We start from the raw sequence: 25,290 nt of genomic DNA, 5'->3' as shown, positions 1-25,290 counted from the left end.
GCGATCGATGAGCAACACGCAAATCAAGGAGCTCTTTGCCGGCGACATCTACCGTCGCATTGAGGAAGTCATCAAGGTCGACCAGACCGATGAAGCCATCCTGCATGAAGAACTCGGCGAGTATGTACTGACGGACGCTATCCGTAGCCACTACAAGAACATCCTTCGCAGCTATTGGGAGACGCCCAACAAGCCCCACGAGGGCATCGCCATCTGGGTCTCCGGTTTCTTCGGGTCAGGTAAGTCAAGCTTCGCAAAAATGCTTGGACTTGCACTCCAGAACCGCCAAGTGCTGGGTGAAGCAGCGTCCGAAATCTTCGCAGGTCGCTCCGGCGACACTGAGCTCACCGTGCTGTTGAAGCAGATCACGGAGCACATCCCCACCGATGCCGTCATTTTCGACGTATCGACCGACCGTGGCATCAAGAGTGGGAACCAGACGCTCACCGAAATCATGTACCGGCTCTTCCTCAAGAGCCTTGGCTACGCCGAAGATCTGGATCTTGCCGAGCTTGAGATCACGCTCGAGCAGAAGGGTGAGCTGGAGCGGTTCGAGACAACGTATCGGGAGATGTTCGACCAGGATTGGAACGCCAACAAGGACCTGATCGCCTTTTCGCTCGGTGAGGCGAGCGCAGTCATGCATCAGCTTTTTCCGAACCGTTACCAGACTCAGGATTCCTGGGTCCAGGGTGTTCAGGATCGCGCTGACATCACCGCGGGCCGGCTGGCAGAACGCTGCAAGGATCTCATGGGGCGGCGCCGTCCGCAGCGGAACCTGGTATTCGTTATCGATGAGGTCGGCCAGTTCGTCGCGCGTGACGTTCAGAAGATGCTCGATCTTCAGGCGGCTGTGCAGAGCTTGGGCCGGGTCGGTCGCGGCAAGATCTGGATCGTCGTTACCTCGCAGGAGAAGCTGACCGAGCTGGTGGGCGGCCTCGACGACAAACGGGTAGAACTCGCCCGCCTGATGGATCGGTTCCCACTACAGGTTCATCTCGAGCCTTCCGACATCTCCGAAGTCACGAGCAAACGCGTCCTTGCCAAGAACGCCGCGGCGCTCGACGCCTTGCGCGAGCTGTATGGCAGGCACAGCGGCCGTGTGGCGGCAAACACGCGTCTTACGGCGGACATTCAACTCCCGGAGCTCACTACCGAGCGTTTCCAAGACCTCTACCCGCTGCTTCCTTATCAGATCGACTTGATCATCCAGGTCGTCTCCGGACTGCGCACGCAAGGTGGAGCGACCAAGCACGTAGGTGGTGCGAATCGCACCATCATCAAGCTTGCGCAGCAGCTATTGATCCATGAGGGCGTGAAGCTCGCCGAGCAACCGGTCGGTAAGCTGGCGACAATCGACCAGATCTACGTTCTTATCGCAAGCAACATCCCCAGCGAGATCCGCGGGAAGATTGCCGCGATTCAGACCGAGGTCCCACATCCGTTTGCCCAGCCCGTGGCCAAGGCGATCTGCCTGCTCCAGTACGTCAAGAGCATCCACCGCACGGCCGAGAACATTGCCTCTGCGTTGCATCCTGCGGTCGATGACGACTCGGTGCTGCCCGAGGTCAAGGAGGCGCTGCGGCAGCTCGTCGACGCACACAAGGTGCGTGTCACCGATGGCCAGTACCGCATCCCGACCCCCGCTGAAGACGACTGGGAGGTAACGCGCGCAAGTTTTCAGCCCAAGCCCGGTGACGTTCACCGTATCCACGCAGACGCAGTGACAACGTTCTGGGAGCCTAGGCCGTCACATAACCTGCAGGATGCCCGCACCTTCAAGGGCGGGCTGACCTTCAATGGCAGGTCAGTCTTGGACGAGGACATCGCGTTTCACGTTGCGCTTGCCGAACGTGGGACCGAGCTTGAGCGGCAGACTGGCGAAGCACGCTCCCGCTCCCAAGTGGAGCGCAAGGCGGTGTTCTGGGTGGCTGGCCTCGATGAACACATCGATCGAGAGACAGTTGAGGTTTTCCGATCGCGTGAGATCCTCGCTCGAAAGGAGCGTGCGGCAAAGACAAAGGACGAGACGTCCCTCGTAGCAGACGAGAAGCTGCGTCTGCGAACACACGAGTCCGAGCTGCGCCGCCTGCTTCGCGAGGCCCTCCTTGGCGGCTCCATCTTCTTCCAAGGCAACGACCGTAGTCCGAGCGATTCAGCGACCACGGTGAGCCAGGCTGCGAGCCGGGTGCTCGGTCAAGTGCTGCCAGACGTCTATGAGCGCTTTGGCGAAGGCGCCGCACGGGTCACGACGAAGGATCTCGACACCCTGATGACGAATGAGAACCTCAGGGGGCTCACGCCAGTCTTCGCGCAGTTGAACCTGGTGCGCGACGAGAAGGGCCAGACCGTCTTCAACACAGAAACCGGCGTGCTGAAGGAGGTGATGGACCGGATCGAAAACAAGACGAGTTATGGCGAAACGGCGACGGGTCGCTACCTGGCTGACGAGTTCGAGAAGGAACCTTTTGGCTGGAACCTCGACGTGGTTCGCCTCTTCGTTGTTGCTCTCGTTCGCGCCGGCAAGGTCAAGGCGACAAGCAAGGGCACGACCATCGACTCTGCCCTCTCTGTCGAGGCGCGCAACACCTTTTCGAGCAACAACCTCTTCCGAGCATGTTCGTTCCAGAAGCGCGTCTCCGGCACCGACATCAACGACTGGCTCGAAGCTGAGGCTGCCTACCGAGACGTGTTCGGCAAGCAGCTACCGGAGCTCCAGGCGAGCGTAATCGCCGATGCAATCCGTAGGGAGGTTGGCGAGGCTGAGGAGAAGCTTCATGAAGTCCACTCCACGTTGCTGAGCCATGGGCTACCCGGCGCCACCGTGCTCCAGGAAGCCATTGACCAGATGCGCGCCATCCGTGGGGGAAATGAGGATGATGCCATCCTCAGTTTCAACGGGGCGCACAAGGGTCTGAAGGAGGCAGTGAAGCGCGCGAGCGAGCTTTCTGCCGCGCTGACTGAACCGCGACTCCTCGACCTCAGGCGTGCGCGCCAAGCGCTCGATACTCACTGGGCCTTCCTGGATCAGGAAATCGACCTGCCTGATGAGCTTCGGCCGAAGGCTCAGGTGCTAGCAGATGTGATGGCGCGGGAAACCTTCTACCGCGATCTCGCGCAAATCGATCAGTTCGCAACGGCCATTGAGGCCGAGTACGCGGCTCGCTTCCAGGCAGCGGTTGTCGCGCGCACTGAGTGCTATCAGCAGGCGCTGGAGACACTGCACGGCAACCCTGCTTGGACCGAGCTGAACGAAGAGCAGCAGGCACGCGTCTCCTCTCCGATCGCAAGCCGAGCATCGGCAACCGTGCCCGCGTCGGCGACTATCCCATTCCTCCGTTCTGAGCTGAGCGCATGCCCGCAGCACCTGAAAACTGCACTTCAGCAGATGATGGAGCTCATCGAAGGCAATTGCCTCGTCACCATCAACGTGGGGGACTTCTTCGCCGGGCGTGTCGAGACTCCGGAGCAACTCGAAGCGGCCATAGCCGCGCTTCGCCAGCGCATCGAGAAGTTGCTCGGCGAAGGCAAGAAGGTCTGGATTCAGTAGGAGCATCGCGTGGAGAAGGAGACACGACAGAAGCTGGAGCGCCTCACCCAGCAAGCACGACGGCTTCTCGAGCAGGAGTTTCGAGAGCAGTTGGAGGGGCGCTACGACATCCTGCTGGACGGGAGGATCCCGCTCGCCCCTGGGGCGCACCTGTCTCCTCGGGAGCGCGTGATCTGGGACAAGCTTGTGGCCGCCGTCGCTCACAAGCGCTCGCTGGGCATCACGTCTGCGGGTGCTGTCGCAGCTTACCTGCGCGAGGCAGCCTTCCATACGCTCAATCGCTTCGTCGCCTTGAAGATGCTCGAGGCGCGCAAACTTGTGCAGGAGTGCATCTCGCGGGGTGAAGACTCGGCCGGCTTCAAGGAGTACATCGCCCTCGCACCCGGGCTCGTGGCGCTGCCCGACAAGGGCTACCGGATTTACGTTGAAACGATTTTCGACGAGATCGCGCAGGAAGTGCGTGCGCTTTTCGATAGGCGTGACGCTGCGACTATTCTCTGGCCACGACGCCAGGCGCTGCACGATCTTCTGGCTGCCCTGAACGACCCCGAGATCGCTTCCGTATGGATTGAGGACGAAACCATCGGCTGGGTCTACCAGTACTTCAACGGGGAGGACGAGCGGCGCCAGATGCGTGCCGAGAGCCAGGCACCGCGCAATAGCCGTGAGCTGGCTGTACGCAATCAGTTCTTTACGCCACGGTACGTCGTCCAGTTTCTAACTGACAACTCGCTTGGTCGAACCTGGTGCGAGATGCGTGGCGCCGATACGCAACTCACCCACCTCGACTACCTGGTGAAATCCGAGGAGGGTTTCGAGGAACGCGCTTTGAAGGATCCACGCGACCTGCGCGTGCTTGATCCCGCCTGCGGCTCGGGTCACTTCCTTCTCTACGCGTTTGACTTGCTTTCCGGCGATCCGACGCGCAGCTTCTTCGGCATCTACGAGGAAGCGTGGCGCACTGAGGGCGCACCCAAGTCCGAGGTCACCGGCCGGACGCTCCGCGAAGACTACGAGTCCGAGTCAGCCTTGCACCGCGCAGTGCCCGAACTGATTCTCCGTCACAACCTCCACGGCATCGATATCGACCCGCGCGCTGCGCAGATCGCAGCCCTCGCACTGTGGATGCGCGCGCAGCGCGCATACAACGACCGCAAGGTGCCAGCCCAAGAGCGCCCGCTCATTGGGCGAACGAATATCGTCGTCGCCGAGCCGATGCCGGGCGATCGAAGCATGGTGGCCGAATTTGCAGCGACACTTCGACCGAATGTGCTCGGGGAGCTCTTCCAGCGGATGGTCGACGAGATGCACCTTGCGGGTGAGCTAGGTTCCTTGCTCAAGATTGACCGCGCCATCAGGAGCGCGGTCGCCAAAGCCCGTCAGCAATTCGTTCAGGCACGGCGAGAGACACAGAACAGTCTCCCTGGCTTCGAGCGCCCTCGCAGTCATCAACTGGAGTTCGATCTATCGGGCATCTCGGACGAGTCCTTCTTCGACTCCGCTGAGGAACGCATCATCGAGGCACTTCAGGAATACGTTACTGGGGCGCCAACTGCAGTGGGTGTCCGGCGGCAACTCTTCGCCGATGATGCCGCGCAGGGCATCGCGTTCATTGATTTGTGCCGCAAGCACTTCGATGTCGTGCTGATGAATCCACCTTTCGGTGCAGCTAGCCTGGCAGCGAAGAAGGAGTTCGAGTCGGCCTATCCGCGTACGAAGAACGACATTTACGCAGCCTTCGTGGAGCGCGGCATCGAACTGCTTCATCCCAATGGTTACCTCGGTGCCATCACCTCCCGAACCGGCTTCTTCCTCTCCAGCTTCCAAAAATGGCGGGAAGAGATTCTGCTGAAGGAGGCCCCACCCATCGTTTTTGCCGATCTCGGGCAAGGCGTCCTTGACAGCGCCATGGTTGAGGTCGCGGCCTACTGCCTGCGCAAGGAAGCAACTGAATGAGCACCAGGTTCTTAGACGCCTCCGATCGCCACTTCCATGACGCTGAATTGCTGCTCGCGCAAGCGCGTGGGGCGAACGCTGACCATCTATTTGGGCTCTCTGCAGAGTGCTCTCTCAAGGCAGTCATGCTTGCACTGGGCATGGCGGTGAGCCCCGACGGAGCACCGCAGGACAAGGGACACAGGGTCCACATGCCCGAGCTCTGGGCGGCTTTTCAGAGTTTTGCTGAGGGTGGCCTTGCGTCGCGATACCTTGAGCCACTGGACAAGTCGAATCCCTTTGCCGACTGGTCGATCGATCAGCGCTACTGGGCCCGCGATGCGATTACGGCATCCGCTATTCCGAGCCACAGGGCTGCAGCCAATCAATGCCGCGTGAGCTTGGAGAAGCTGATCTTTGACGGGGTGACTACATGAACTTCAACGACGCCCTCGAGAAGGCAACACAGCTCGCGCAAGCACGGCTCCCGGACCTCAAGGAACACGTATTTCTTGTCCGCGATCTGCACGGCCGCATTCGGGTTTTGCTGAAGAAGCGGCGCGACGATAAATCACCGTTCTATCCGCACATTCAAGGTCTTATTACTGATATTGCCCACGCACTGGGGGCCTACGCGTACCCGGCGAACGATTTGGTCATGTACCGTGAGGACCTCAAGTCGATCCAGTTGCCGGACGATCAGGCATCTGCTGTGCTGGCCGAAAACGCAGGTCACAAGGTTTGTCTTCACGACCGACTGCTGATGGGGGCAGAGTGGAGCGCGTCTCCTCCCTTGGGGCCGCCTCGCAGCAAGCGCTTCACACTGTTCTCGATGAAGGGTGGCGTGGGGCGTTCGACGACGGCCACGATTCTTGCTTGGCATCTTGCCAAGAAGGGGAAGCGAGTCCTTGTCTTCGATCTAGACCTTGAATCACCAGGCGTCGGCGCCGCGCTTCTCGGCGTGGACCTACCTCGCTTTGGCATTGTGGACTGGTTTGTCGAGGATGCTCTTGGTCAGGGCGATGCGGTGCTCGGCGAGATGGTCCGGCAGAGCACGTTGGCTAATGGTCCAGGCACGATCACTGTGGTGCCGGCCTTTGGCTCTGACACCGGGGATTACCTCGCGAAGCTGGGGAGGGCTTACCTCGAGCGCGGGCCAAACGGTCACGAGCCTTGGCCGAGCCGTCTCAAGCGGTTGGTTGAGGGCATCGAAGGACAGGAGATGCCTGACGTCGTGCTTCTCGATAGCCGCACCGGGCTGCACGATACGAGCGCAGCCTTGATTCTCGCGATGGGCGCGGACACGCTGATGTTTGCCGTGGACACGCCGCAGACGTGGAGCGCTTATGGGTTCCTATTCAAACATTGGGCAATCCATCCAGACCGCCGCGCGTTTCGCGAGAAGCTCTGGGTGGTTGGCGCGCAGGTTCCCGATACCGGCCGGGACGACTACATCAACGCCTTAACGGACAACGCGTGGGATCTTTTCCGCGACACCCTCTACGACGAGCAAGGTGACGGACTTGACCCCGACATCTTTTACTCGCCTGCGGAGGACCCATCCGGACGGCACTACCCAAGGGCCGTCTTCTGGCAGCGTGCCCTCATGGCTTTTGATCCGCAGAAAGCGTGGGCAGAGAACGATGTGGCGGCGGCCTACGGGGGATTCCTGGCGTGGTTTGATCGCGTCCTGCTAGAGGAAGAGGAGGCGCCATGAACACCCGCATGCGCACAACGGATCTCCGCGAGCTGATTCGCGACGCCCTTCCAGTAGAAAGCGCCGAGTACGGAGCGCCTCCGCCAACGCATCAATTCTTCGTGCCAAAAACGCACGCACGGGCGCTCCACATCAATATTCCTGTGGTGCTAGGCGATCGCGGTATGGGCAAGAGCTACTGGTGGGCGGCGCTTCAATCCCGCGAGCACCGTGGCCTTTTGGCGCGTCTAGCGCCTCACGTCCGAATCCGAGAGGAAACACTTGTTTTCCCGGGCTTCGGTAAGACGCGCGACCTGACGCAGTACCCGAGCAAGGATGTGTTCGCCCGCCTCCTCGACGCCGGGCAGAAAGCGCGCCTAGTCTGGAAGGCCGTCGTCGTCTGGAGCGCGGGGCGCTTCGCAGCCGAGCATGGCCTTGGGCGCTTGAGCGCGCCGAGCGGCGGCAGATTCGGTGATGGCTCAGGTTTCGGCTACGGTGATGGAGCAGTCAGCGGCAGCGGCTATGGCGCAGGACTGTGGGATGGGTCGGGCTTCGGGGATGGCCGCCACATCCCCCCGGTTGACCTACTTCTGCCGGCCATCGACTCCTGGGAGGAGCGCGTCGCCTGGACCGTGAACAACCCCGAAGCGGCCGACTGGCTGCTGCAGCAGTTCGACGCGACCCTGCACGCCATTGAACGCGACAGCATCTGGCTGTTCGATGCGCTCGACGACGCCGCGGACGACGCGGCCACCTTCTACACCCTGGTGGAGGGACTGTGTCAGCTCGCCCTCGAGCTCCGATCGTTCCGCCACCTGCGCGCCAAGGTCTTCCTGCGGACGGATCAATTCGAGGATCGTCGCGTAGGTCGCTTCCCCGACGCATCGAAGCTTCGCGCGTCGACGGCGTCGCTGCGCTGGCTGACGACCGAGCTCTACGGGCTTCTCTGGCAGCTCCTCGGCAACCATCCGCTGCGGGGCGCGGAGTACCGCCAGGATCTCTACACGACGCTCTTCGAGCACAAGCTCAAGGGCCGCGGCCTCGGCCGGGAGGAGAAGCAGGAGGTCCTCAAGCTTGCTCAGGCCGCTGACTGGACGCCTCCGCCCGAGTCGCAGTTCGAACCGGCCATGCAGGAGCGGCTCTTCCACCGGCTTACCGGGCCCTTCATGGGCGAGAGCGCGCGCAAGGGTTTCCCCTATCGGTGGCTGCCCACACACCTGGCCGATGCCCACGGCGACATCAGCCCGCGCAGCTTCCTCTCCGCTCTCGCCACGGCGGTGGCGCATACGGCCAATCATCACGCGGATCACGACTACGCCGTGCACTTCCGCAGCCTGCATGCCGGCGTCCACGAGGCGTCGCGCATTCGGGTCGGGGAGATCGCCGAGCATCCGTGGGTCCGACCACTGATGGTCGCGCTCGCCGGGGACGTCGCGGTGCCCTTCGAGTTTGCAGATGCGGAGGCGCGGTGGCAAGTGACGGACGCGCTCGCGGACGCCGACGTCGTGGCGGCCGAGATCGACTCGGCCGACAGCGCGCGCAAGCGCCTCGCGGAGCTGGGCGTCTGGCGCGAAATGAAGACCGGGCGCATCGACGTGCCAGACATCTTTCGGCTGGGCTTCAAGCTGGCGCGACGGGGTGGAGTTCCGCTCAGGCGCGATGGGGAGGTGCAGAGATGAAGGCCGTTTTTCTGAGAGTAAATGACGCACCGCCCGAGGAACGCGGAAAGGCCCTCCGAGCAGTTATTTTGGGGCTCCCGAACCAGAACGATCAAGCATTCAAGGTCGTGTTGGACGACCTGACTCTGATTCCGCGGTCCCCGTTTGTCTATTGGATCGGCAACGGCGTGCGGTCGGCTTTCTCCAAGTTCCCGAGGCTCGACGCTGGGCAGCGGGTGGCCAAGCAAGGATTGGCAACGGCTGACGATTTTCGCTTCGTCCGCCTATGGCCTGAAGTCGGCGATCACACTCGGCTCGAGACTTGGCGACCGTTCGCGAAGGGAGGCAGCTTTTCTCCCTACTACTCCAATATCTATCTCGTTGTGAAGTGGGAGCGCGATGGGCTGGAGATCGCCTCCAACCTAAATGATCGAGGCGAAGTCAAATCGAACATATGGATGTTGCGAGACACCGCCAAGAACTGCTTTTTCCGTGCGGGAATTACTTGGCCCCGCCGACCTCACTTACTTGGTTCGTTTCAGTACTTGCCACGCGGATGTGTATTCGGGTCCGATGGCCCGGCGATCTTTTCATCGGACGTGGCGGCACTTGCTGCTGTTCTGAATAGCGCTCCCTATCTCGGACTTCTCGGGCTTCTGATGGCCCGTGGCACAACCGGTGGCCAGACCCTCAAGTACGAGGTCGGCTACGTCACATCTGTCCCGGTGCCCACCATTGATGGGGAGTTGCGGGACACCCTTGCAGAGCTTGCGAAACAGAGTTGGCGCTTTCAGCGTAGCCTCGATACCCGCGTGGAGATCTCGCGCGCATTCATGCTCCCAGCAGTCTTGCAGGCTGGTGTCGGGAGTCTGGGTGACCGCGCACAGCACTGGGCACGTCTAGCGGCCGCCTCGCAAGCCGAGCTCGATGCACTTCACGGCCAGATCAACGAAGAGAGCTACCGGCTCTATGGAATTTCTGGCGAGGACCGCTCGGTCATTGAGCGCGGGTTCGGCTTGAGTATTGACTCGGACATGAGCCCAGATGATGACGATGGCGACGAGTCCGACGATGACGGAGGCGCTCCCGAGGTCGATGCCACACCGATGGTCGCCTCGCTCCTCTCCTGGACCCTGGGCGTTGCCTTCGGCCGGTTTGACGTGCGCCTTGCGACTAGCGAACGCGAAGCTCCTCCCGAGCCCGAGCCCTTCGACCCTCTGCCCGTCTGCTCCCCCGGTATGCTCACGGGCGACGACGATCTCCCCGTCGCCTCGCCGCCGGCTGGCTACCCGCTGACCTTCCCGACGGATGGCATCCTCGTCGACGACCCCGGGCACCCGCGCGACGTCGTCCGCGCCGTTCGGTCGGTGTTCGACACAGTCTTCGACGACGCCAATGGCTGTTGGCACGAGGCAGCCGAACTCCTCGGCACGCTGGACCTTCGAACCTGGTTCGCCCGCGACTTCTTCGAGCCGCACATCAAGCGCTATAGCAAGAGCCGGCGAAAAGCGCCCATCTACTGGCAACTCGCGACTGCGTCGGGTTCGTACTCGGTGTGGATCTATATCCACAGAGCGACCAGCGACACACTCTTCCAAATACTCGAATCCAGTTTTCTCGGCGGTAAGCTTGATCACGAGAAATCGAAGCTCTACGCTCTCACCCGGGATACGGGAGGAATTCGTTCGGCATCCCAGCGACGCGAGATCGAGCAGCAGGAGCACTTCGTTGGCGAGTTGCAGGCACTCAAGACTGAGATCGCACGAGTCGCGCCGCTCTGGAAGCCGAACCTCCACGATGGGGTCATCCTCAACTTCGCACCACTCTGGCGGTTAGTTCCACAGAGCAGGAGTTGGCAGGCCGAATGCAAGAAAGCTTGGGACAAACTCGTCAGTGGCGAGTACGACTGGGCGCACCTCGCCATGCACTTGTGGCCGGAAAGAGTGGTTCTCAAGTGCATCGACGACCGCAGCCTCGCCATTGCCCACGGTCTAGAAGAAGTGTTCTGGCATGAGGATGCGTCCGGCAGCTGGCAAAAGCAGCAAGTCGATGAGACTACGGTTCAGAAACTCATCGACGAGCGGACCTCTGCGACGGTCAAGGCTGCGCTGAAGGACCTGCTGTCTGCCGCGACATCCGCAGTGAGTAAGGGGCGGAAGCCGCAGGCCAAAAGCTCTTCGCCGCAAAGCGCGGCCCCGAAGTTTGTTCCGACCATTGCTCGTGCTCCGGCTGCGGAGGCGATCGTTGATGAGGCGACCCTCAACGTGGTCAAGGCTGCCATCTCCCGCGTTGCCGGTGGTGCCTCAAAAGCCGACGTCCTCGCCGCGACTGGCATATCGGACGCAGACTGGAATAAGGCCGTCACCGCGTTGCTTGACCGAGGCGACGTAACTCGCACCGGACAGAAACGGGGTACGCGCTACCAAACTAAGGTTTCCTGACATGCTTAACCGACTCGAATTCGACTCAGTAGGCCCGGCTCAGACGATGTCCTTGGACTTTGCTCCGCGGATCAACCTGATCGCTGGAGACAACGGACTTGGCAAGAGCTTCCTGCTCGACACCGCATGGTGGGCTTTGACTCGCACGTGGGCACGGCGACTGATCGTGCCGCACCTCCCGCCTGCCTTACCGAGTATCTCGTTCTCCTATACAAAAAAGACGTCAGGTGATTACGAGTACACAAGCAAGTTCGACCGTGCATCCGACAACTGGAGCGTCAAGCCGAGTCGGCCTGCGATTCCGGGCCTCGTCTTGTATGCCCAGGTCGATGGTGGCTTCGCCGTCTGGGACCCTGCGCGCAACTATTGGAAGAAGGAGACGCCTGACCGTCCGCAGGCATTCCTGTTCAAGCCAGAAGAAGTTTGGGAGGGCAATGCTCTCTGCGAAGGGTTGGTTCGAGACTGGGCGTCGTGGCAGCGAGAGCGGGGAGATGCATTCGCAGTACTGTGCAAAGTGCTTGACACGCTTTCCCCGTCGGGATCTGGAAAGCTTACCCCTGGCGAGCTTAGAAAGATCGCACTCGACGACCCCAAGCAGTACCCTACGTTGCGCATGCCCTATGGGCAGGACGTCGCGGTGGTGCATGCTTCTGCTGGCATGCGCCGCATTCTCGCGGTGGCATACCTTCTGGTGTGGGCATGGCGAGAACATGTTGCAAGCTCTGAGTTGCAGGGTACGGCGCCCGCTAAGGAGATAATCCTTCTCTTCGACGAAATCGAGGCCCACCTCCACCCACAATGGCAGCGTCTGATTGTGCCAGCGCTGCTGCAGGTGATGGACGTGCTGACCGGCAACCACGACGCCTCGGTGCAGCTCATCGCTGCAACTCACTCGCCGCTCGTCCTCGCATCCGTTGAGCCGGTATTCGACAGCGAACTCGATAAGCTCTTCCTGCTTGAGGAAAGGGCGGGCGAGGTCCTGCTGCGCGAGCAAGCCTGGGCGAAGCAGGGGGATGTCTTGAACTGGCTGGTCTCCGACGCCTTTGGTCTGGATCAGGCGCGCTCGATTGAGGCTGAGCGCGCAATCGAGGCCGCGGAAGCTCTGATGCGGGGGGAGGAGGCGCTTCCTGCCGGCCTGGAAACGAAGGATGCCATTCACGCAGAGCTGGAACGCGTCCTGGCCGGGCACGATGTGTTCTGGCCGCGGTGGGTTGTCTGGGTTGAGGCTCAGGAGTCGCAGGCATGATCCGATTCCAGCCCTGCGAGAAACCAGCCGAATTCCTCGAGAGGGTCGAGCGTCCGGGAGCAAACTGGTTGGCCGAACACCCATCTGGCCGCCCTAAGGATCTTTGGAGCCCCTTCAAGCCTGCGCTCGCTGATGCGTTTGGAAGTCTCTGCGCTTACTCCGTTATGTACGAGCCGGTAGGTACAGTCGACCATTTTGTGAGTTGCGATGAAGATCGTTCCAAGGCGTACGAATGGTCGAACTTTCGATTTGCATCTGGCTGGATCAACTCGAGCAAGAACAGCCTGAGTTCGAGTGAGATCTTTGACCCATTCCAGGTGGTTGATGGGTGGTTCGAGATCCTGTTGCCCTCTCTTCAGCTTGTTGCAACCGACGCTGTCCCAGAGGTGCTGCGTGATCGCGCGAATTTCGTACTGAAGCGTTTGCACCTTCGAGATGATGAGCGTGTCATACGACAGCGCAGGGAGTGGTACCGAATGTATCAAGAGGGCGAACTAACGCTTGATGGGTTGAGCAAGAAGGCACCCCTGATAGCCGCCGCTGTCGCCAAGCAGTTGGAAAACGCGGGATGACTCACGGGCTCCATCAACAAATCGCGTCGACTCTCGACCGCCTCCTCCGCGAGCGACGGATCGTTGTGTTTTACGACCTGCGCGAGGAGTTCCAACCCTTTCTCGACGAGCTTGAGGTCGTGGGCTCTGGCGTGGGCGATCTCCTGCGTGTCCGCATCCTAGATACGTTGGCCTGCTTGGCTCGCTTTGACGGCTCGTTCTTTGCCCTGAAGGCTGCTGTCGAGCCAATCCTCGCAGCGCCGCTCCCTGAGCCTCTCCTGGTATACGTTCCCGGCTATGCCAAAGAGAGGCTGGGCAAGCTTCGGGCGCCGGCTGGTCCGAATGCCGCGCAGGGTAAGGAGGTTTGGAATGTGCTCTTCGAGCTCGACTGCGCCGGAAAGTCTTACGAGCCCAGCCTGCGCGGGCTCGCACGCAACGAACTGCGGCGGCGTTACACCGATGGCGACATTGACGAGATGCTTGCTCCGACGTCGCTTACCTATAAGGACGTCGTGAGATTCTTGATCGACCAGAGCAGCACTGAGGGCGGATCCGCATCCCTGGTTAAGCTCGTCCTCGGTAAGGGGTCGAGCGAGGAGCTGATCTGTCGTTGGCTCGCCGATGATGCCTGGGACACTGATCTCGAGGCAAAACAGGCGGTGCCGGAGTTGCTCAAGCTTGTACAGGCCCGCCTTGGCCTCCCGTTATCCGATGCCAGCTTGGTCAAGGCTCGGCACCAGACCCTGCGCTATGTACTCATCAATGAGTTCCGCGCTGATCTTGCGAGCGAGGCGCCTAGTCAGCTGGATGTGATCCCGATGCCGCCGACGAAGGACGAGATGCAGCGGGTTCGTGATGTTGCCGAACGCCTTCGCCACGAGTATCCAGATGCTTACACGGAGATCGCTGATGGCCTCGAACGCGAGCTCAACCTCCCTGCGTTGGCGATCGAGGCTGATGCGCTCGGGACGATCGACACCTTCCGCTTCGAGGAAACGATTCTGCTCGAACATGCGGCGAAGCTGATTGGGGATGCGCATTACGAGCGCGCCCTCGACTTGGTGCTAGCTCGCCGACGCAGTTTCTGGGTGGATCGCAGTCTCGGCCGCCTCGGACAGTGGGAAACATGCCGCTTGATGGCCGAGCTGGGGCGGGCGGTTGCCACTACTCGTCCGCTGCTCAAGAGGGGCAACGGTACCCCGAAAAGCTGGGTCGAAGGCTATGCGAGTGACTGGTATCGGGCCGACCTCGCCCAGCGTGCGCTTGAGTCTTGGGTCGCAAAGCTTGAGGACGAGCCTGAGCCTTCGCTCGAAAGAGCACTTGGGCTGGTTCGTCGTAACCATGAGGCACTTCTGAAGGAGATGACCCAGGGTTACACGGCTGCGCTGGCCGCAGCAGGGTGGTCAGTCAATGGGGTTCTCCACCAAACCCGCATCTACCCGGAACTCGTTGAGCCGATACGCGGCCGGATCGCCTACTTCTTTGTCGACGCGATGCGCTTCGAGATGGCGGCCGACCTGGTCGAGCAGCTCGAAGGGGCTCAGGAGCTCCGCCTTGTGCCTGCTGTGGGGGTGCTCCCCTCGATCACACCGATCGGCATGGCAGCGCTGCTCCCGGGTGCATCGTCGAGCTTTTCGGTGATCGACCACAAAGGAAAGCTGGCTGCCCGGATTGGTGACACGACCATGCCGGGGCTCTCGGAACGAATGAAGTATCTCAAAGCCGTTCGCCCAGAAGCCGTCGACATCGACCTTGGCGAGCTCTTGCAGAAATCGACGCGAGCGCTGGAGAAGCAACTCGCGGATGCACCGCTAACCGTCGTTCGGTCGCAGTCGATTGATGGTCTTGGAGAGATGGATGGGGGCCTGCTGGCGCGGCAGATCATGGACACGATCATCGGCAATCTCGCCCGAGCCGTTCGAAAGCTCGCCCGCACTGGCGTAGAGCATTTTGTCATCACCGCAGACCATGGCCATCAGTTCTCGATCCGCAAGGAAGAGGACATGCTGATGGATAAGCCAGGGGGCGATACGGTGGACCAGCACCGGCGATGCTGGGCCGGCCGCGGTGCGCGCACACCCGCAGCCGCGTCCCGCGTGTCCGGTGCGGAGCTTGGCTACGACACTGATCTCGATTTCATCTTCCCTAAAGGGCTTGCTGTGTTCCGGGCCGGTGGCGATCTGGCGTTCCATCATGGCGGCCCGAGCCTTCAGGAAATGATTGTGCCGGTGGTCACGCTGCGGATGCCGTCGGCGGGGGCGCCGGAGGCAGCGTCCGGCTCAAAAGTTGCGCTCGAGGGCTACCCCAGTGTGCTCACCAACCGTACGTTCGGTATGCGCGTGCTGGTGGCTGCAGAGCTCTTCTCTCAAGAGCAAGTGCCCGTTCGTCTCATTCTTCTGGCGGATGGGCTCGAAGTTGGCCGCTGTGGCATGGCATTGGATGCTGAGCTCGACCGAGCGTCTGGCGTCTTGATGCTGCAGCCCGGTAAGCCAGCAAATGTGGCGATGATGCTCACCCGGGATGAGGTCAACAAGATCCGCATCGTCGCGCAGGACCCCGCCACCGACGCGGTTCTCGCCCAATCTGCTGACATCGATGTGAAGCTGGGAATGTGACCATGATGAACGAGACCGTACCGAGGCGAGACGACCTCGACGACAAGGTCAACCGCGTGTTTGCAGGCAAGGTCGTCCGCAAGGATCTTGTCCGCAAGGTGAAGGTCGGCGCCAACGTGCCGGTTTTCGTCCTCGAGTACCTGTTGGGCAAGTACTGTGCGTCGTCGGACGAGATGGCTATCCAGATGGGGATGCAGGTTGTCATGGATACGCTGTCCGACAACTACATTCGTCCTGACGAGTCGATGAAAGCCCAGAGCAAGGTGAAGGAGAAGCAGCGCTGGACCTTCCTGGACAAGGTCAAGGTGCGGCTGGTCGACTCCGACTACTGGGCTGAGCTCTCCCACTTCGACCACAAGTACGTGCATGTTCCCGACCACTATGTCCGGGACTTCGATCGCTTGCTCACCGGCGGCATCTGGGCTCAGGTGGACATGCGCTTCGAGTACGACGAGGAGAACCGCGGCAAGTACCCGTTCTGGATCGACAAGTTGACGCCAATCCAACTCGCCGCTTTTGACCTGGAGGAGTACCGCAGGCTGCGCGCCGAGTTCACCACCGACGAGTGGATGGATTTCATCCTTCGCAGTATGGGATACGAGCCCACGGTGATGGAGCGACGGCTCAAGCTCCTTTTCCTGCTGCGTCTTGCTCCGCTGTGTGAACAGAACTACAACCTCGTCGAGCTCGGCCCGCGCGGCACGGGGAAGTCATACGCAGTTCAGGAGCTCTCGCCGTACTCGTCGCTGCTCACGGGCGGAACCACGGTCGCAAACCTCTTTGGGCACATGTCGGGCCGGCAGAAAGGTCTGGTTCAGATCTGGGATGTAGTCGGCTTCGACGAGGTTGCTGATCTCCAGAAGATGCCGAAAGAGGTCATCACAACGCTCAAGACCTACTGCGAGTCTGGGCGCTACCAGCGGGGCCAGGAGGAAGTCTCCGGCTACGCCAGCATCGCGCTCTTCGGCAACACGCAGCAGCCGATCGACGTCATGGTGCAGACCGGTCACCTCTTCGCGCCGATGCCGGACATCATCCGGGACGACATGGCATTCATCGATCGCCTGCACTTCTACCTTCCGGGCTGGGAAGTGCCGAAGATGCAGAATGATCATTTCACGGATCACTACGGATTCGTGGTCGACTACTTGGCCGAGGCGCTGCGTGAGCTCCGCAAGTCGAACTTCACCGAGGTCATCGATCATCACTTCGGGCTGGGGAGCCACCTCAACGCCCGCGACCGCAAGGCAGTGCGTCGCACGGTATCGGCGATGATGAAAATCCTGCATCCCCACGGGCAGGTGTCGAAGGAGGACCTTGAGGAGATCCTCGCCTTCGCGATTGAAGGCCGTCGGCGCGTAAAGGAGCAGCTCAAGAAGATGGGCGGCTTCGAGTACCACCACACCAGCTTCAGCTACCTCGATAGCGCCACCGGCGAGGAGCGCTTCGTGGGCGTTCCTGAGCAAGGCGGCCGTGATCTCATCTCCGCGGACCCGTTGCCACCGGGGACGGTCTACACCGCGTCGGTTAGCAGTGACGGAACTGTTGGGCTCTACCGCGTGGAGGTGTCGCAGTCTTCAGGTACCGGCAAGCTGAAGCTTGCTGGGGGCGTTAGCGGGACGATGAAAGAGTCCGTGAGCCGCGCATTCAGCTACCTGCAGGCGAACAAGGTGTCCTTCGGCATCGGCCGGGAGCTCGATACCTCTGACCTCCACGTCGAGGTCATCGACCTTCTCGGAAATCGCGTAGAGGCTGAGATTGGTGTCGCATTCTTCGTCGCAGCCTTCAGCATCACCCGCAAAGCGCAGCCACAACCCGGCCTTCTCGTGTTAGGCGACATGAGCGTCCAGGGCAACATCAAGCCCGTTCGCTCATTGGCCGAACCACTCCAGGTCGCGATGGACAACGGAGCCAAGCGCGCGTTACTGCCAGTAGGGAACAAGCGGCAGGTTCTTGAACTCGCTCCAGACGTGCTCGAGCACGTCGACCCGATTTTCTACGGTGATGTCCGCCAGGCGGCGTTCAAGGCGCTGGGGTTGAACTGAGGGGCGGGTCGAGCGCGCAATCATTGCGCTTGAGAGGAACTGCCGATGGGAACGGATGGGTCAGTTCCGACCGTCAGCTCGCCTGCGCTGACTGGCCAGCTGATTGCTCGTTGTCCAGCGACGCGAACCTGGGCGTTTGGGCAAGAGGGGCCATGGTGCAGAAAGCGGGCGCCAACCGGTCTGGCGCGGCTCGGCGCTCTCGCCCCTACGTTCGGGCCTACGGCCCTCTCTTCGGGGTGAGAGCGCCGAGCATCCGAATCTGATCGCTGCGTATTGGCTAAATGTGGATCGATGATTAGTCACAGAGTTCGGACCCAATGGCCGACTTTGAGATGGAGTCGCTGGCTGGGTTTCGATCCGGATAGATGGCCGAGTTTGGTATGGAATGAGTGGCATGCATTCCCGTGGAACAGGTGGTAGGTTTCATCGGAATACGCAATCAGCTCGGACAACAGTTATCCCACGAATTCGGGCGCGGCTTCGAGGCCCGCAACCTGCGCCGCATGGTGAAGTTCGCCCAGACCTTCCCGGAAGCCGGGATTGTGACGACGCTGTCGGCAAAATTGAGCTGGAGCCATCTGGTGGCCATCGTGGCGCTCAAAACCCCGCAAGCTCGCCATTTCTACGCCCGGCAGGCGGCGCAGGATAGCTGGAGCGTGCGCGAGCTGGCCCAGCAGATTGAGCGCAAAGCCTTCGAGCGCAGCGAAATCGCCAACGCCCAGACGCCTGCCACCCTGTTGCCCGCAGCAGGCCAAGCGCCGAGCCAGATCTTCAAGGACCCGTACTTCCTGGACTTTCTAGGCCTGCGCCAAGGCCATGACGAGGCCGATCTGGAGGCCGCCATCCTGCGCCAGCTCGAAGCCTTCATCCTGGAACTGGGCCGGGGGTTTGCCTTCGTCGAACGTCAGAAGCGCATGGTCATCGACGGGGACGACTTTTACCTCGATCTGCTCTTCTACCACCGGCGCCTACGCCGCCTGGTGGCCATCGAGCTAAAGCTCGGCCGCTTCAAGGCCGCGCACAAGGGGCAGATGGAGCTGTACCTGAAATGGCTGGACAGGCATGAACGCCAGCTCGGCGAGGAAGCGCCCATCGGCCTGATCCTGTGCGCGGAATCGAGCCGTGAGCAGGTGGAGCTGCTGCAGATGCACAAGGACGGCATTACCGTGGCCGAGTACTGGACTGAATTGCCTCCCAAAGCGGAGCTAGAGCAGCAGCTGCATCAGGCGTTGCTGGAGGCACGCGAGCGGCTGGCGCGGCGTGGAATGCTGCTGGAAGGTGGCGCAGATGAATAGGCTACAGCCGGAGGGTTGGGCGACAACGCCGCTTTCAGCGATCACCTCTGACGCCGCGCAACGCATTCCGGATGCTGACGAGTCGTTCATCTACATCGACATCGGGTCCATTGATCGCGCAACTAAAACGATTTCCGAACCCCAGAAGCTAAATGGCAAAGACGCGCCCAGCAGGGCTCGCAAGTGGGTGAGGACAGGAGACACGCTGGTGTCCATGACCCGTCCCAATCTGAATGCGGTAGCACTGGTTCCGGCAGCGCTGGATGGGCAGATCGCCTCGACCGGTTTTGATGTATTGCGGCCCTTGGACGGAATCGATCCCAGGTGGCTGGGTTACATGGTGCGTACCGACGATTTCATCGAAACCATGTCCGAATTGGTTCAGGGTGCGCTATACCCGGCCGTTCGGTCGAAGGACGTGCGCGCCTATCTAGCCCCCATAGCTCCTGCAGCAGAGCAAACCCGCATCGCCGACCAACTCGACACCCTGCTCGCCCGCGTCAACGCCTGCAATGGCCACCTCGATGCCATCCCAGGCATCCTCAAACGGTTTCGACAGGCGGTGCTGAATGCTGCGGCGGGTGAAGATTTTCTAAGTGCGACTCCTGACGCCCCATTTCGCGTGGTTGGATTGTCGGAAGTGTTGTTGGAGCCTCTTCGCAATGGCAAATCAGTTCGTGACGGCAACGGCATGTCCGTGCTGCGGCTCACGTCGCTCAAGTCTTCTGGGATCGATTTGAAAGAAACCAAGGCGGGCGATTGGTCGAACGTTGCCGACACCACGAGGTTTTTGATTCACAACGGCGACTACCTCGTTTCACGAGGAAACGGCTCCAAGGAACTTGTCGGTCGTGGCGGCTTGGTCAGTGAATGCAAGGAGGCGATTGCGTTCCCGGACACAATGATCCGGATTCGTCCTGACCACGCCGAATTGCTGCCTGAATATTTGAAGCACGTGTGGGCCAGCCAATTCGTGCGCGAGCAAATTGAGCGTTCAGCCAAGACGACTGCGGGAATCTGGAAAGTCTCGCAACCGGACCTGGAAAACGTTCGATTGCCTCTGCCAGAAGTGAGTGCTCAGAGAGAGATCGTTCGTCAGGTGGATGCATTGTTGCGGCTTGCAGACCGCATCGAGTCCCGCTGCGCTACCCTGCGCAATTGCGCCCAGCGCCTTACCCCCCAAGTGCTGGCCAAAGCCTTCCGCGGCGAACTGGTGGAACAAGACCCGCAAGACGAACCCGCCAGTGTGCTGCTCCAGCGGCTGGCCGCCAGTCAGCCTACCCAGGCAAGCGCTTCGCGCGGGCGGCCTCGCTCCCGGCCCAAGGCGCAGCCCTCGGCACCTGAGCGTCCGCCGATCGATTGGAGATCCCTGTCCAACGATGCATGGGCGGCCCCCGCCGACCCGGAGGGGCAGGCTACTGCCGTGTGGCTCACGGCGGTATTGCGGGCCTGGAGGGAACCCATACCGGAACGAACGGCCCGCTTGGCATCGCTGCTGTGCCAGCAACCACGTCTCTTCACTACCGTGTTGTCCGAGGGGAAGGCCGAGCTGTGGTCGCGTCTGGTCGGCGATGAGGCCAAACCCCTGCCCGCCAATGTCGCCCGTTTCCAGCCCTCCACCAACAGCCATTGGGGCCGTGCCATCAAAAATATGCGGGTGCGGGGCGATTTGATCGAGGCGGGTGCCGGTGACGAGGTGACGTGGACGCTCGGCCCCGGTGCAGCCAGCATCGAGACGGCGGGCTGGCCCGACGGCCGGGCTGGCTTTGTCGTGGCGCACTTGCGTGCTCATGGCGTCGAGTCGATCTTGCCGTCGCTTGAGCCTGCAGTGCTGGAGTTTGTCGATGTCAGGGCAGCCTGATCTGTTCGGTCATGCCGCGCTGTCGGTCAAACCCCCACCCGGGGTGACCGAGCCTGCGTTGTGGGTACGCCGGCTCGCCATCTGGCGTGCACCGGGCGATTTGGTGCGCGCCGTCGAACTGCGGCCGGGGTTGAACTTCGTCTGGTCGCCCGATCCTGCCGATGTGCAGGGGCAGCGTGAGTCGCAGCCCACTGCGCAAGACGATGTGGGCCACGGTGCCGGCAAGAGCCTGTTTTGCCGCTTGCTGCGTTATTGCCTGGGTGAAGACCGCTTCGCCCCGGAGGCGCAAAGGTTGAGCATCGGCAGTGCGTTCCTGACCGGCTGGGTGTCGGCCGAGGTGCTGCTGCACGGCAAGCTGTGGGGCGTGCTGCGGCCCCTGGCGGTGGGTCGGGGGCATTTCGCAGTGGAAGGCGTGCTGCCCGAACAGTTGTTTGACCGCCTGAACGAACCGACCGGCATGGCGCCCTTGCTCCAGGCCATCGAAAGCCAGGTACTCACGCCCGATGTGGCCAGGCGCATGCCCGTGCTGCGCACACACGACGCCTGGCGTGTGGCATTGGCTTGGCTGACGCGGGATCAGGAATGCCGGTTCGACCACGTGCTGGATTGGCGCGCGGCCGAGTCGGACTCCGAATCCCCCGTGCGGAACATGTCCAGGGGGCGTCTGCAGGACGCCATGCGCGTGCTGATCGGTGCCATCGCCACGGACGAGATCGCATTGCATGAGTCGGTGTCGGCCAAGACGGAGACCCACAAAGCCCACCTGCAAGAAAGCGCGCGCAGGGAGTGGGCTTGCGGCAGAACTCGGCTCAGCATCATCCAGGCGTTGGGCCTCACTTCGGATGATGTGCCCGAAGGAAAGTTGGGCATCGAATCATTGCATCAGGCCGCGCGTCAGCATTTGGCCAAGGTGAGCCGGGTCAGTCCAGGGGCGGACGTGTTCAACCTGGGCGACCTGCGGCAACGCAGCCGTGAAGCCGAAAAACAAGTGTCGGAACTGAACAGCAAGCTGGCCGTCCTGCAGAGCAGTTTGCCCCTCAACCAGGAGTTGCTGCGCCAGTACAAGGCTGAGTTGCCGTTGATTTCCGTGCGACTTCGCGAAGCCGAAGTGCCTGTGTGCCAGATTTGCGATGTACCCATCGACCGGGTCAAGGCTGAGGGATGCAAGCTGTCGCACAAGCTAACCGATCTGGAAGGGCTGAAGCGCAGACATGAGGCCGTAGCCCAGAAGGTCAGCCAGCAGCAGGCCGTTATTGACGACGTGCAGGCGGCTATCACAGTGCTGAACCAGCAACTGCCAGCAGCACGCTCTGCCAGAGATGCCCTTCGGCAAGATTTGAGCAAGGCCGAAAAGCTCAGTACGCAACGCTCGTCGGCCTGGTTCAACGCCCGCCGCCTGCTGGACGATATCCAGCGTCTGAGTGCTGATTGGGATGCATGGGAGCAGGCCCAAAGGCAGGCCACGGAGATGGCCACAAAGATCGACGCCGAGCGCGAGCAACTGGCAGCTTTCCGCGACCGTCAGGCTGCCGTGTTCGATCGGCTATCGACGCATTTCGACGCCATCATCCGTCTCACCGTGGGCCCGACGGCCTCTGGCCGCGTGAGCCTGGATGGCAATGGGCTGAAACTCGGCGTTCAGCTCGGCGGTGAGCGTTCCAGCCCTGCGATCGAATCCCTGAAGATCATTGCCTTCGACTTGGCGGTCATGTGCATGAGCATCGAAGGCGGAACGCAACTGCCGGCCTTCCTGCTGCATGACAGCCCCCGTGAAGCCGATCTGGGCCTGAGCGTATATCACCGACTGTTCAACATGGTGGCGGCCCTGGAAGGGCAGGCGCATTCACCCTTCCAGTACATCGTGACTACGACGACACAACCGCCCCCTGCGTTTCAGAAGGCCCCCTGGCTGAGATTGGAATTGCATGGCGCTCCGGCCACCGAGCGTCTGTTGAGGTGCGACCTGCCATGACGAAGTCAAATATGGGAATCAGGAGCGCAGAATGAGGTTCTGGGCCGGGGTGACGGACAACGCCTGGTTCAACTTCCTGAGTCAATCGGCGCCGGACGAGGTCAACTTCTGGCAACCTCGGGGCGCCGCCACCTATGCCGCGCTGGAGCCGGGTACGCCCTTCCTGTTCAAGCTCAAGCGCCCCCATCACCACATTGCGGGCGGCGGCTATTTCGTGAAGTCGACGTCGCTGCCACTGTCCATCGCCTGGGAAGCCTTCGGGTCCAAGAACGGCGCAGCACAACGCAGCGTTTTCGAAAAAATGATCCGTGGCTTGCTTGCCGACCCCACGGTGAGGGACCCCGAGATCGGCTGCACCGTACTCGCACAACCCTTCTTCTGGCCACGCGAGGCCTGGATTCCCGATCCGATCGACTTTGCCGCCAACATCGTCCGCGGGCGCTATTACGACACGGCCGAATCCGCAGGCGCCCACCTGTGGGCCGACGTGCAGTCGAGGCTGACGGCGCCCTTCAATGAGCCGTTGCGGGCTGGCGAACCTGAATTGGCGGAGCGTTATGGCGCACCGATACCGGTACGCCCCAGGCTCGGACAAGGCGCTTTCCGTGTGCTGGTCACCGACGCCTACCAGCGCCGCTGCGCGCTGACGGGTGAATCCACCCTGCCCGTGCTGGAGGCCGCGCACATCCAGCCCTATGCGGAAAGCGGTCCGCACGATCCTGCCAATGGCTTGTTGTTGCGCTCAGACTTCCACAAGCTGTTCGACATCGGTCTGGTGACGGTCACGCCGGACTATCACATCGAGGTCAGCCCCCGCATCCGCGAAGAGTGGTTCAACGGTAAGGCCTACTACCGTCTGCACGGACAGCCGCTACCTCGGTTGCCAGCGCATCCTGACCACCGGCCCGGCGAGGCCTACCTGCGCTGGCACAATGAGAATCGGTTTGTGGGCTGACGATCCGGGCACAAGACATGCAATTCTTCACCCCTCCGCGCGAGCACTTCTTCCGTCCCCTCACGCACGACAACCGTGAGTTGTGCGCTGCCGTGCTGCGGGCGCTGCACGAGCGGGTGCATGGTGCCAATGCCGACTATGCCGAGGTGCTGACGCGCGAACTGGTGCTGGAGGTGATCCAGCATGCACTGGCCGATCCCGCGCTGCGGGGCCTGGCCTTCGGGGCCGGGCAGACCGTGCGTGCCGAAGAAGAGCGCACCTACGCCAGCGACCTGCTGCGCAAGCTCAAGGAACACGGCTGGCTGGAGGACTACCGCGATCCCATCGATCTGCGGCCTACGCTCAAGCTCAGCCGGGCCGGCAAGGCCTTCAGCGAAACCTTCGCCAATCTGGACGATTCCCGTGCCAAGACCCGCCAGCGCAACATGCGCTCGGCCCGCAAGGCACTGGCGGCCTTCATCGCCACCCGGGATGCCGATGAACTGCTCGACGCCCACGAGTTCGCCAGCCGTGTGGTGCAGGATCTGCAGGATGACATCGAATACTTCCGCCATTTGATCCAGAGTCTGACGCGTGAGGCGCTGGCGCAGAAGGTGGCCTGGAACGAGTTCAACGATTTTATCGAGAAGCGCTTCGCGCGCGAATACGCCGTGCGCCTGGTGGCCGACTCCGCCGAGCGCCATCGCGGCCAGATCAACGAGGCATTGGAAGCGGTGCGCGCCCTCGACGGCGAGCAACGCGCCCAGGTGGACGCTCACCTGCTGCAGCGCGCACCCTGGCTGGAACAGATGGCGCAGGGCCGCAGCCTCATGCTGTGGCTCGCGGACCGCATCGAGAGCATGGTGGACGCTGCCTGCGGTCTGAAGCTGCCGATGCTGCGCTCCGAAATGAACAACTACGTGCGCCGCTTCACCAGCCTGCTGCGGCAAGCGCTGTCGCTGGATTACGGCGCCGAATCCCCCCTGGGCCGCAGCATGGCCTGGCTGAAGGAGCGGCCGGCGCCCGCGCGCGAAGCGCTGCTCGACGCGCTGGCCCGGCGCCTGGCCACCAGCGAGATCCGTCTGCCCGGTGGCGTGCTGCGCTGGACGGTGCGCGACCGCGCAGCCGAGGCAGTGGCGCAGGCCCCGCTGGTGGTGGACGAGGCGAGCCGCCTGAATGCTTTACTGCGCCGGGCCGAAGCCGAGGCTTTTGCTTTCAGCGATCAGCAGGTGCTGCAAGGCCTCTTGCCCCACTTGCAGGATGGGCCGATCACGCTGGCGGCACTGCCGGTGGACACCGCCGAGGACGCGGTGCGTGTGCTGCACGCCGTGGGCGCAGCGCGTTCGGCCGAAGGGCGGCGCTTGTTGCAGGCGCGCAAGACGGCGGGGCAGATGAGCACGCCCTACTTCCAGGCCGATGACTATGAGCTGCGCTTCGAACCGGTGGATGGGGCCGATGTGACGCTCGATCAGGCGCGCAGGAGGCTCTGAG

Annotated in this window: 15 protein-coding genes; all 15 read left to right on the top strand. The window is 61.8% G+C overall.

What is annotated here, in order from left to right; genetic code table 11:
• Window positions 1-7 precede the first annotated feature (7 nt).
• The 15 genes from brxC to CCZ27_RS19470 all read left to right on the top strand — a co-directional run bounded on the left by brxC (window position 8) and on the right by CCZ27_RS19470 (window position 25,289).
• On the top strand, window positions 8-3,550 hold the full coding sequence (gene brxC / locus CCZ27_RS19540) for a BREX system P-loop protein BrxC (protein WP_096450985.1): 3,543 nt from the start codon (window positions 8-10) through the stop codon (window positions 3,548-3,550).
• A 9-nt stretch (window positions 3,551-3,559) separates the two neighbouring features.
• Window positions 3,560-5,506 (top strand): Eco57I restriction-modification methylase domain-containing protein, encoded by a 1,947-nt coding sequence (locus CCZ27_RS19535; protein WP_096450983.1) that lies wholly within the window; start codon window positions 3,560-3,562, stop codon window positions 5,504-5,506.
• Window positions 5,503-5,922, top strand: coding sequence for an SAM-dependent methyltransferase (locus CCZ27_RS19530; RefSeq protein ID WP_096450981.1), 420 nt, complete (start codon window positions 5,503-5,505; stop codon window positions 5,920-5,922). The genes CCZ27_RS19535 and CCZ27_RS19530 overlap by 4 nt, the downstream gene beginning before the upstream one ends.
• Complete coding sequence (locus tag CCZ27_RS19525) at window positions 5,919-7,202, top strand: KGGVGR-motif variant AAA ATPase (protein ID WP_096450979.1); 1,284 nt, start codon at window positions 5,919-5,921, stop codon at window positions 7,200-7,202. The genes CCZ27_RS19530 and CCZ27_RS19525 overlap by 4 nt, the downstream gene beginning before the upstream one ends.
• A complete protein-coding gene (locus CCZ27_RS19520) occupies window positions 7,199-8,860 on the top strand; it encodes a hypothetical protein (RefSeq protein WP_157748644.1) in 1,662 nt (553 codons plus the stop codon). Before CCZ27_RS19525 ends, CCZ27_RS19520 begins: the two co-directional genes overlap by 4 nt.
• Window positions 8,857-11,280 (top strand): type II restriction endonuclease subunit M, encoded by a 2,424-nt coding sequence (locus CCZ27_RS19515; protein ID WP_157748643.1) that lies wholly within the window; start codon window positions 8,857-8,859, stop codon window positions 11,278-11,280. Before CCZ27_RS19520 ends, CCZ27_RS19515 begins: the two co-directional genes overlap by 4 nt.
• A 1-nt stretch (window position 11,281) precedes the next feature.
• Entirely contained in the window at window positions 11,282-12,526 is a 1,245-nt protein-coding gene (locus CCZ27_RS19510; RefSeq protein ID WP_096450973.1) for an AAA family ATPase, read from the top strand.
• Complete coding sequence (locus CCZ27_RS19505; protein ID WP_096450971.1) at window positions 12,523-13,098, top strand: hypothetical protein; 576 nt, start codon at window positions 12,523-12,525, stop codon at window positions 13,096-13,098. The genes CCZ27_RS19510 and CCZ27_RS19505 overlap by 4 nt, the downstream gene beginning before the upstream one ends.
• On the top strand, window positions 13,095-15,692 hold the full coding sequence (locus CCZ27_RS19500) for a PglZ domain-containing protein (protein ID WP_096450969.1): 2,598 nt from the start codon (window positions 13,095-13,097) through the stop codon (window positions 15,690-15,692). Before CCZ27_RS19505 ends, CCZ27_RS19500 begins: the two co-directional genes overlap by 4 nt.
• A gap of 2 nt (window positions 15,693-15,694) precedes the next feature.
• Complete coding sequence (brxL, locus tag CCZ27_RS19495) at window positions 15,695-17,737, top strand: protease Lon-related BREX system protein BrxL (RefSeq protein ID WP_096450967.1); 2,043 nt, start codon at window positions 15,695-15,697, stop codon at window positions 17,735-17,737.
• A gap of 404 nt (window positions 17,738-18,141) precedes the next feature.
• Window positions 18,142-19,032, top strand: a complete 891-nt coding sequence (locus tag CCZ27_RS19490; protein WP_198363193.1) for a PDDEXK nuclease domain-containing protein — start codon at window positions 18,142-18,144, stop codon at window positions 19,030-19,032.
• Window positions 19,025-20,893, top strand: a complete 1,869-nt coding sequence (locus CCZ27_RS19485; protein ID WP_096450965.1) for a restriction endonuclease subunit S — start codon at window positions 19,025-19,027, stop codon at window positions 20,891-20,893. Before CCZ27_RS19490 ends, CCZ27_RS19485 begins: the two co-directional genes overlap by 8 nt.
• Window positions 20,877-22,865 (top strand): chromosome segregation protein SMC, encoded by a 1,989-nt coding sequence (locus CCZ27_RS19480; RefSeq protein WP_157748642.1) that lies wholly within the window; start codon window positions 20,877-20,879, stop codon window positions 22,863-22,865. Before CCZ27_RS19485 ends, CCZ27_RS19480 begins: the two co-directional genes overlap by 17 nt.
• Before the next feature lie 31 nt (window positions 22,866-22,896).
• Window positions 22,897-23,820 carry an HNH endonuclease gene (locus tag CCZ27_RS19475; RefSeq protein WP_096450961.1) on the top strand — a complete coding sequence of 308 codons (924 nt, stop codon included), beginning with the start codon at window positions 22,897-22,899 and terminating at the stop codon, window positions 23,818-23,820.
• A gap of 17 nt (window positions 23,821-23,837) precedes the next feature.
• Entirely contained in the window at window positions 23,838-25,289 is a 1,452-nt protein-coding gene (locus CCZ27_RS19470) for a Wadjet anti-phage system protein JetA family protein (protein WP_096450959.1), read from the top strand.
• Window position 25,290: the final 1 nt, after the last annotated feature.

This window comes from Thauera sp. K11, assembly GCF_002354895.1.
Lineage (GTDB): Bacteria > Pseudomonadota > Gammaproteobacteria > Burkholderiales > Rhodocyclaceae > Thauera > Thauera sinica.
This window is presented reverse-complemented; position numbering and strand designations above follow the sequence as displayed.

Bases quoted from the DNA above. Each gene is read 5' to 3' on its own strand.
- brxC (WP_096450985.1), top strand. From the start codon at position 8: ATGAGCAACACGCAAATCAAGGAGCTCTTTGCCGGCGACATCTACCGT.
- CCZ27_RS19530 (WP_096450981.1), top strand. From the start codon at position 5,503: ATGAGCACCAGGTTCTTAGACGCCTCCGATCGCCACTTCCATGACGCT.
- CCZ27_RS19525 (WP_096450979.1), top strand. From the start codon at position 5,919: ATGAACTTCAACGACGCCCTCGAGAAGGCAACACAGCTCGCGCAAGCA.
- CCZ27_RS19520 (WP_157748644.1), top strand. From the start codon at position 7,199: ATGAACACCCGCATGCGCACAACGGATCTCCGCGAGCTGATTCGCGAC.
- CCZ27_RS19515 (WP_157748643.1), top strand. From the start codon at position 8,857: ATGAAGGCCGTTTTTCTGAGAGTAAATGACGCACCGCCCGAGGAACGC.
- CCZ27_RS19510 (WP_096450973.1), top strand. From the start codon at position 11,282: ATGCTTAACCGACTCGAATTCGACTCAGTAGGCCCGGCTCAGACGATG.
- CCZ27_RS19505 (WP_096450971.1), top strand. From the start codon at position 12,523: ATGATCCGATTCCAGCCCTGCGAGAAACCAGCCGAATTCCTCGAGAGG.
- CCZ27_RS19500 (WP_096450969.1), top strand. From the start codon at position 13,095: ATGACTCACGGGCTCCATCAACAAATCGCGTCGACTCTCGACCGCCTC.
- brxL (WP_096450967.1), top strand. From the start codon at position 15,695: ATGATGAACGAGACCGTACCGAGGCGAGACGACCTCGACGACAAGGTC.
- CCZ27_RS19485 (WP_096450965.1), top strand. From the start codon at position 19,025: ATGAATAGGCTACAGCCGGAGGGTTGGGCGACAACGCCGCTTTCAGCG.
- CCZ27_RS19480 (WP_157748642.1), top strand. From the start codon at position 20,877: ATGTCAGGGCAGCCTGATCTGTTCGGTCATGCCGCGCTGTCGGTCAAA.
- CCZ27_RS19475 (WP_096450961.1), top strand. From the start codon at position 22,897: ATGAGGTTCTGGGCCGGGGTGACGGACAACGCCTGGTTCAACTTCCTG.
- CCZ27_RS19470 (WP_096450959.1), top strand. From the start codon at position 23,838: ATGCAATTCTTCACCCCTCCGCGCGAGCACTTCTTCCGTCCCCTCACG.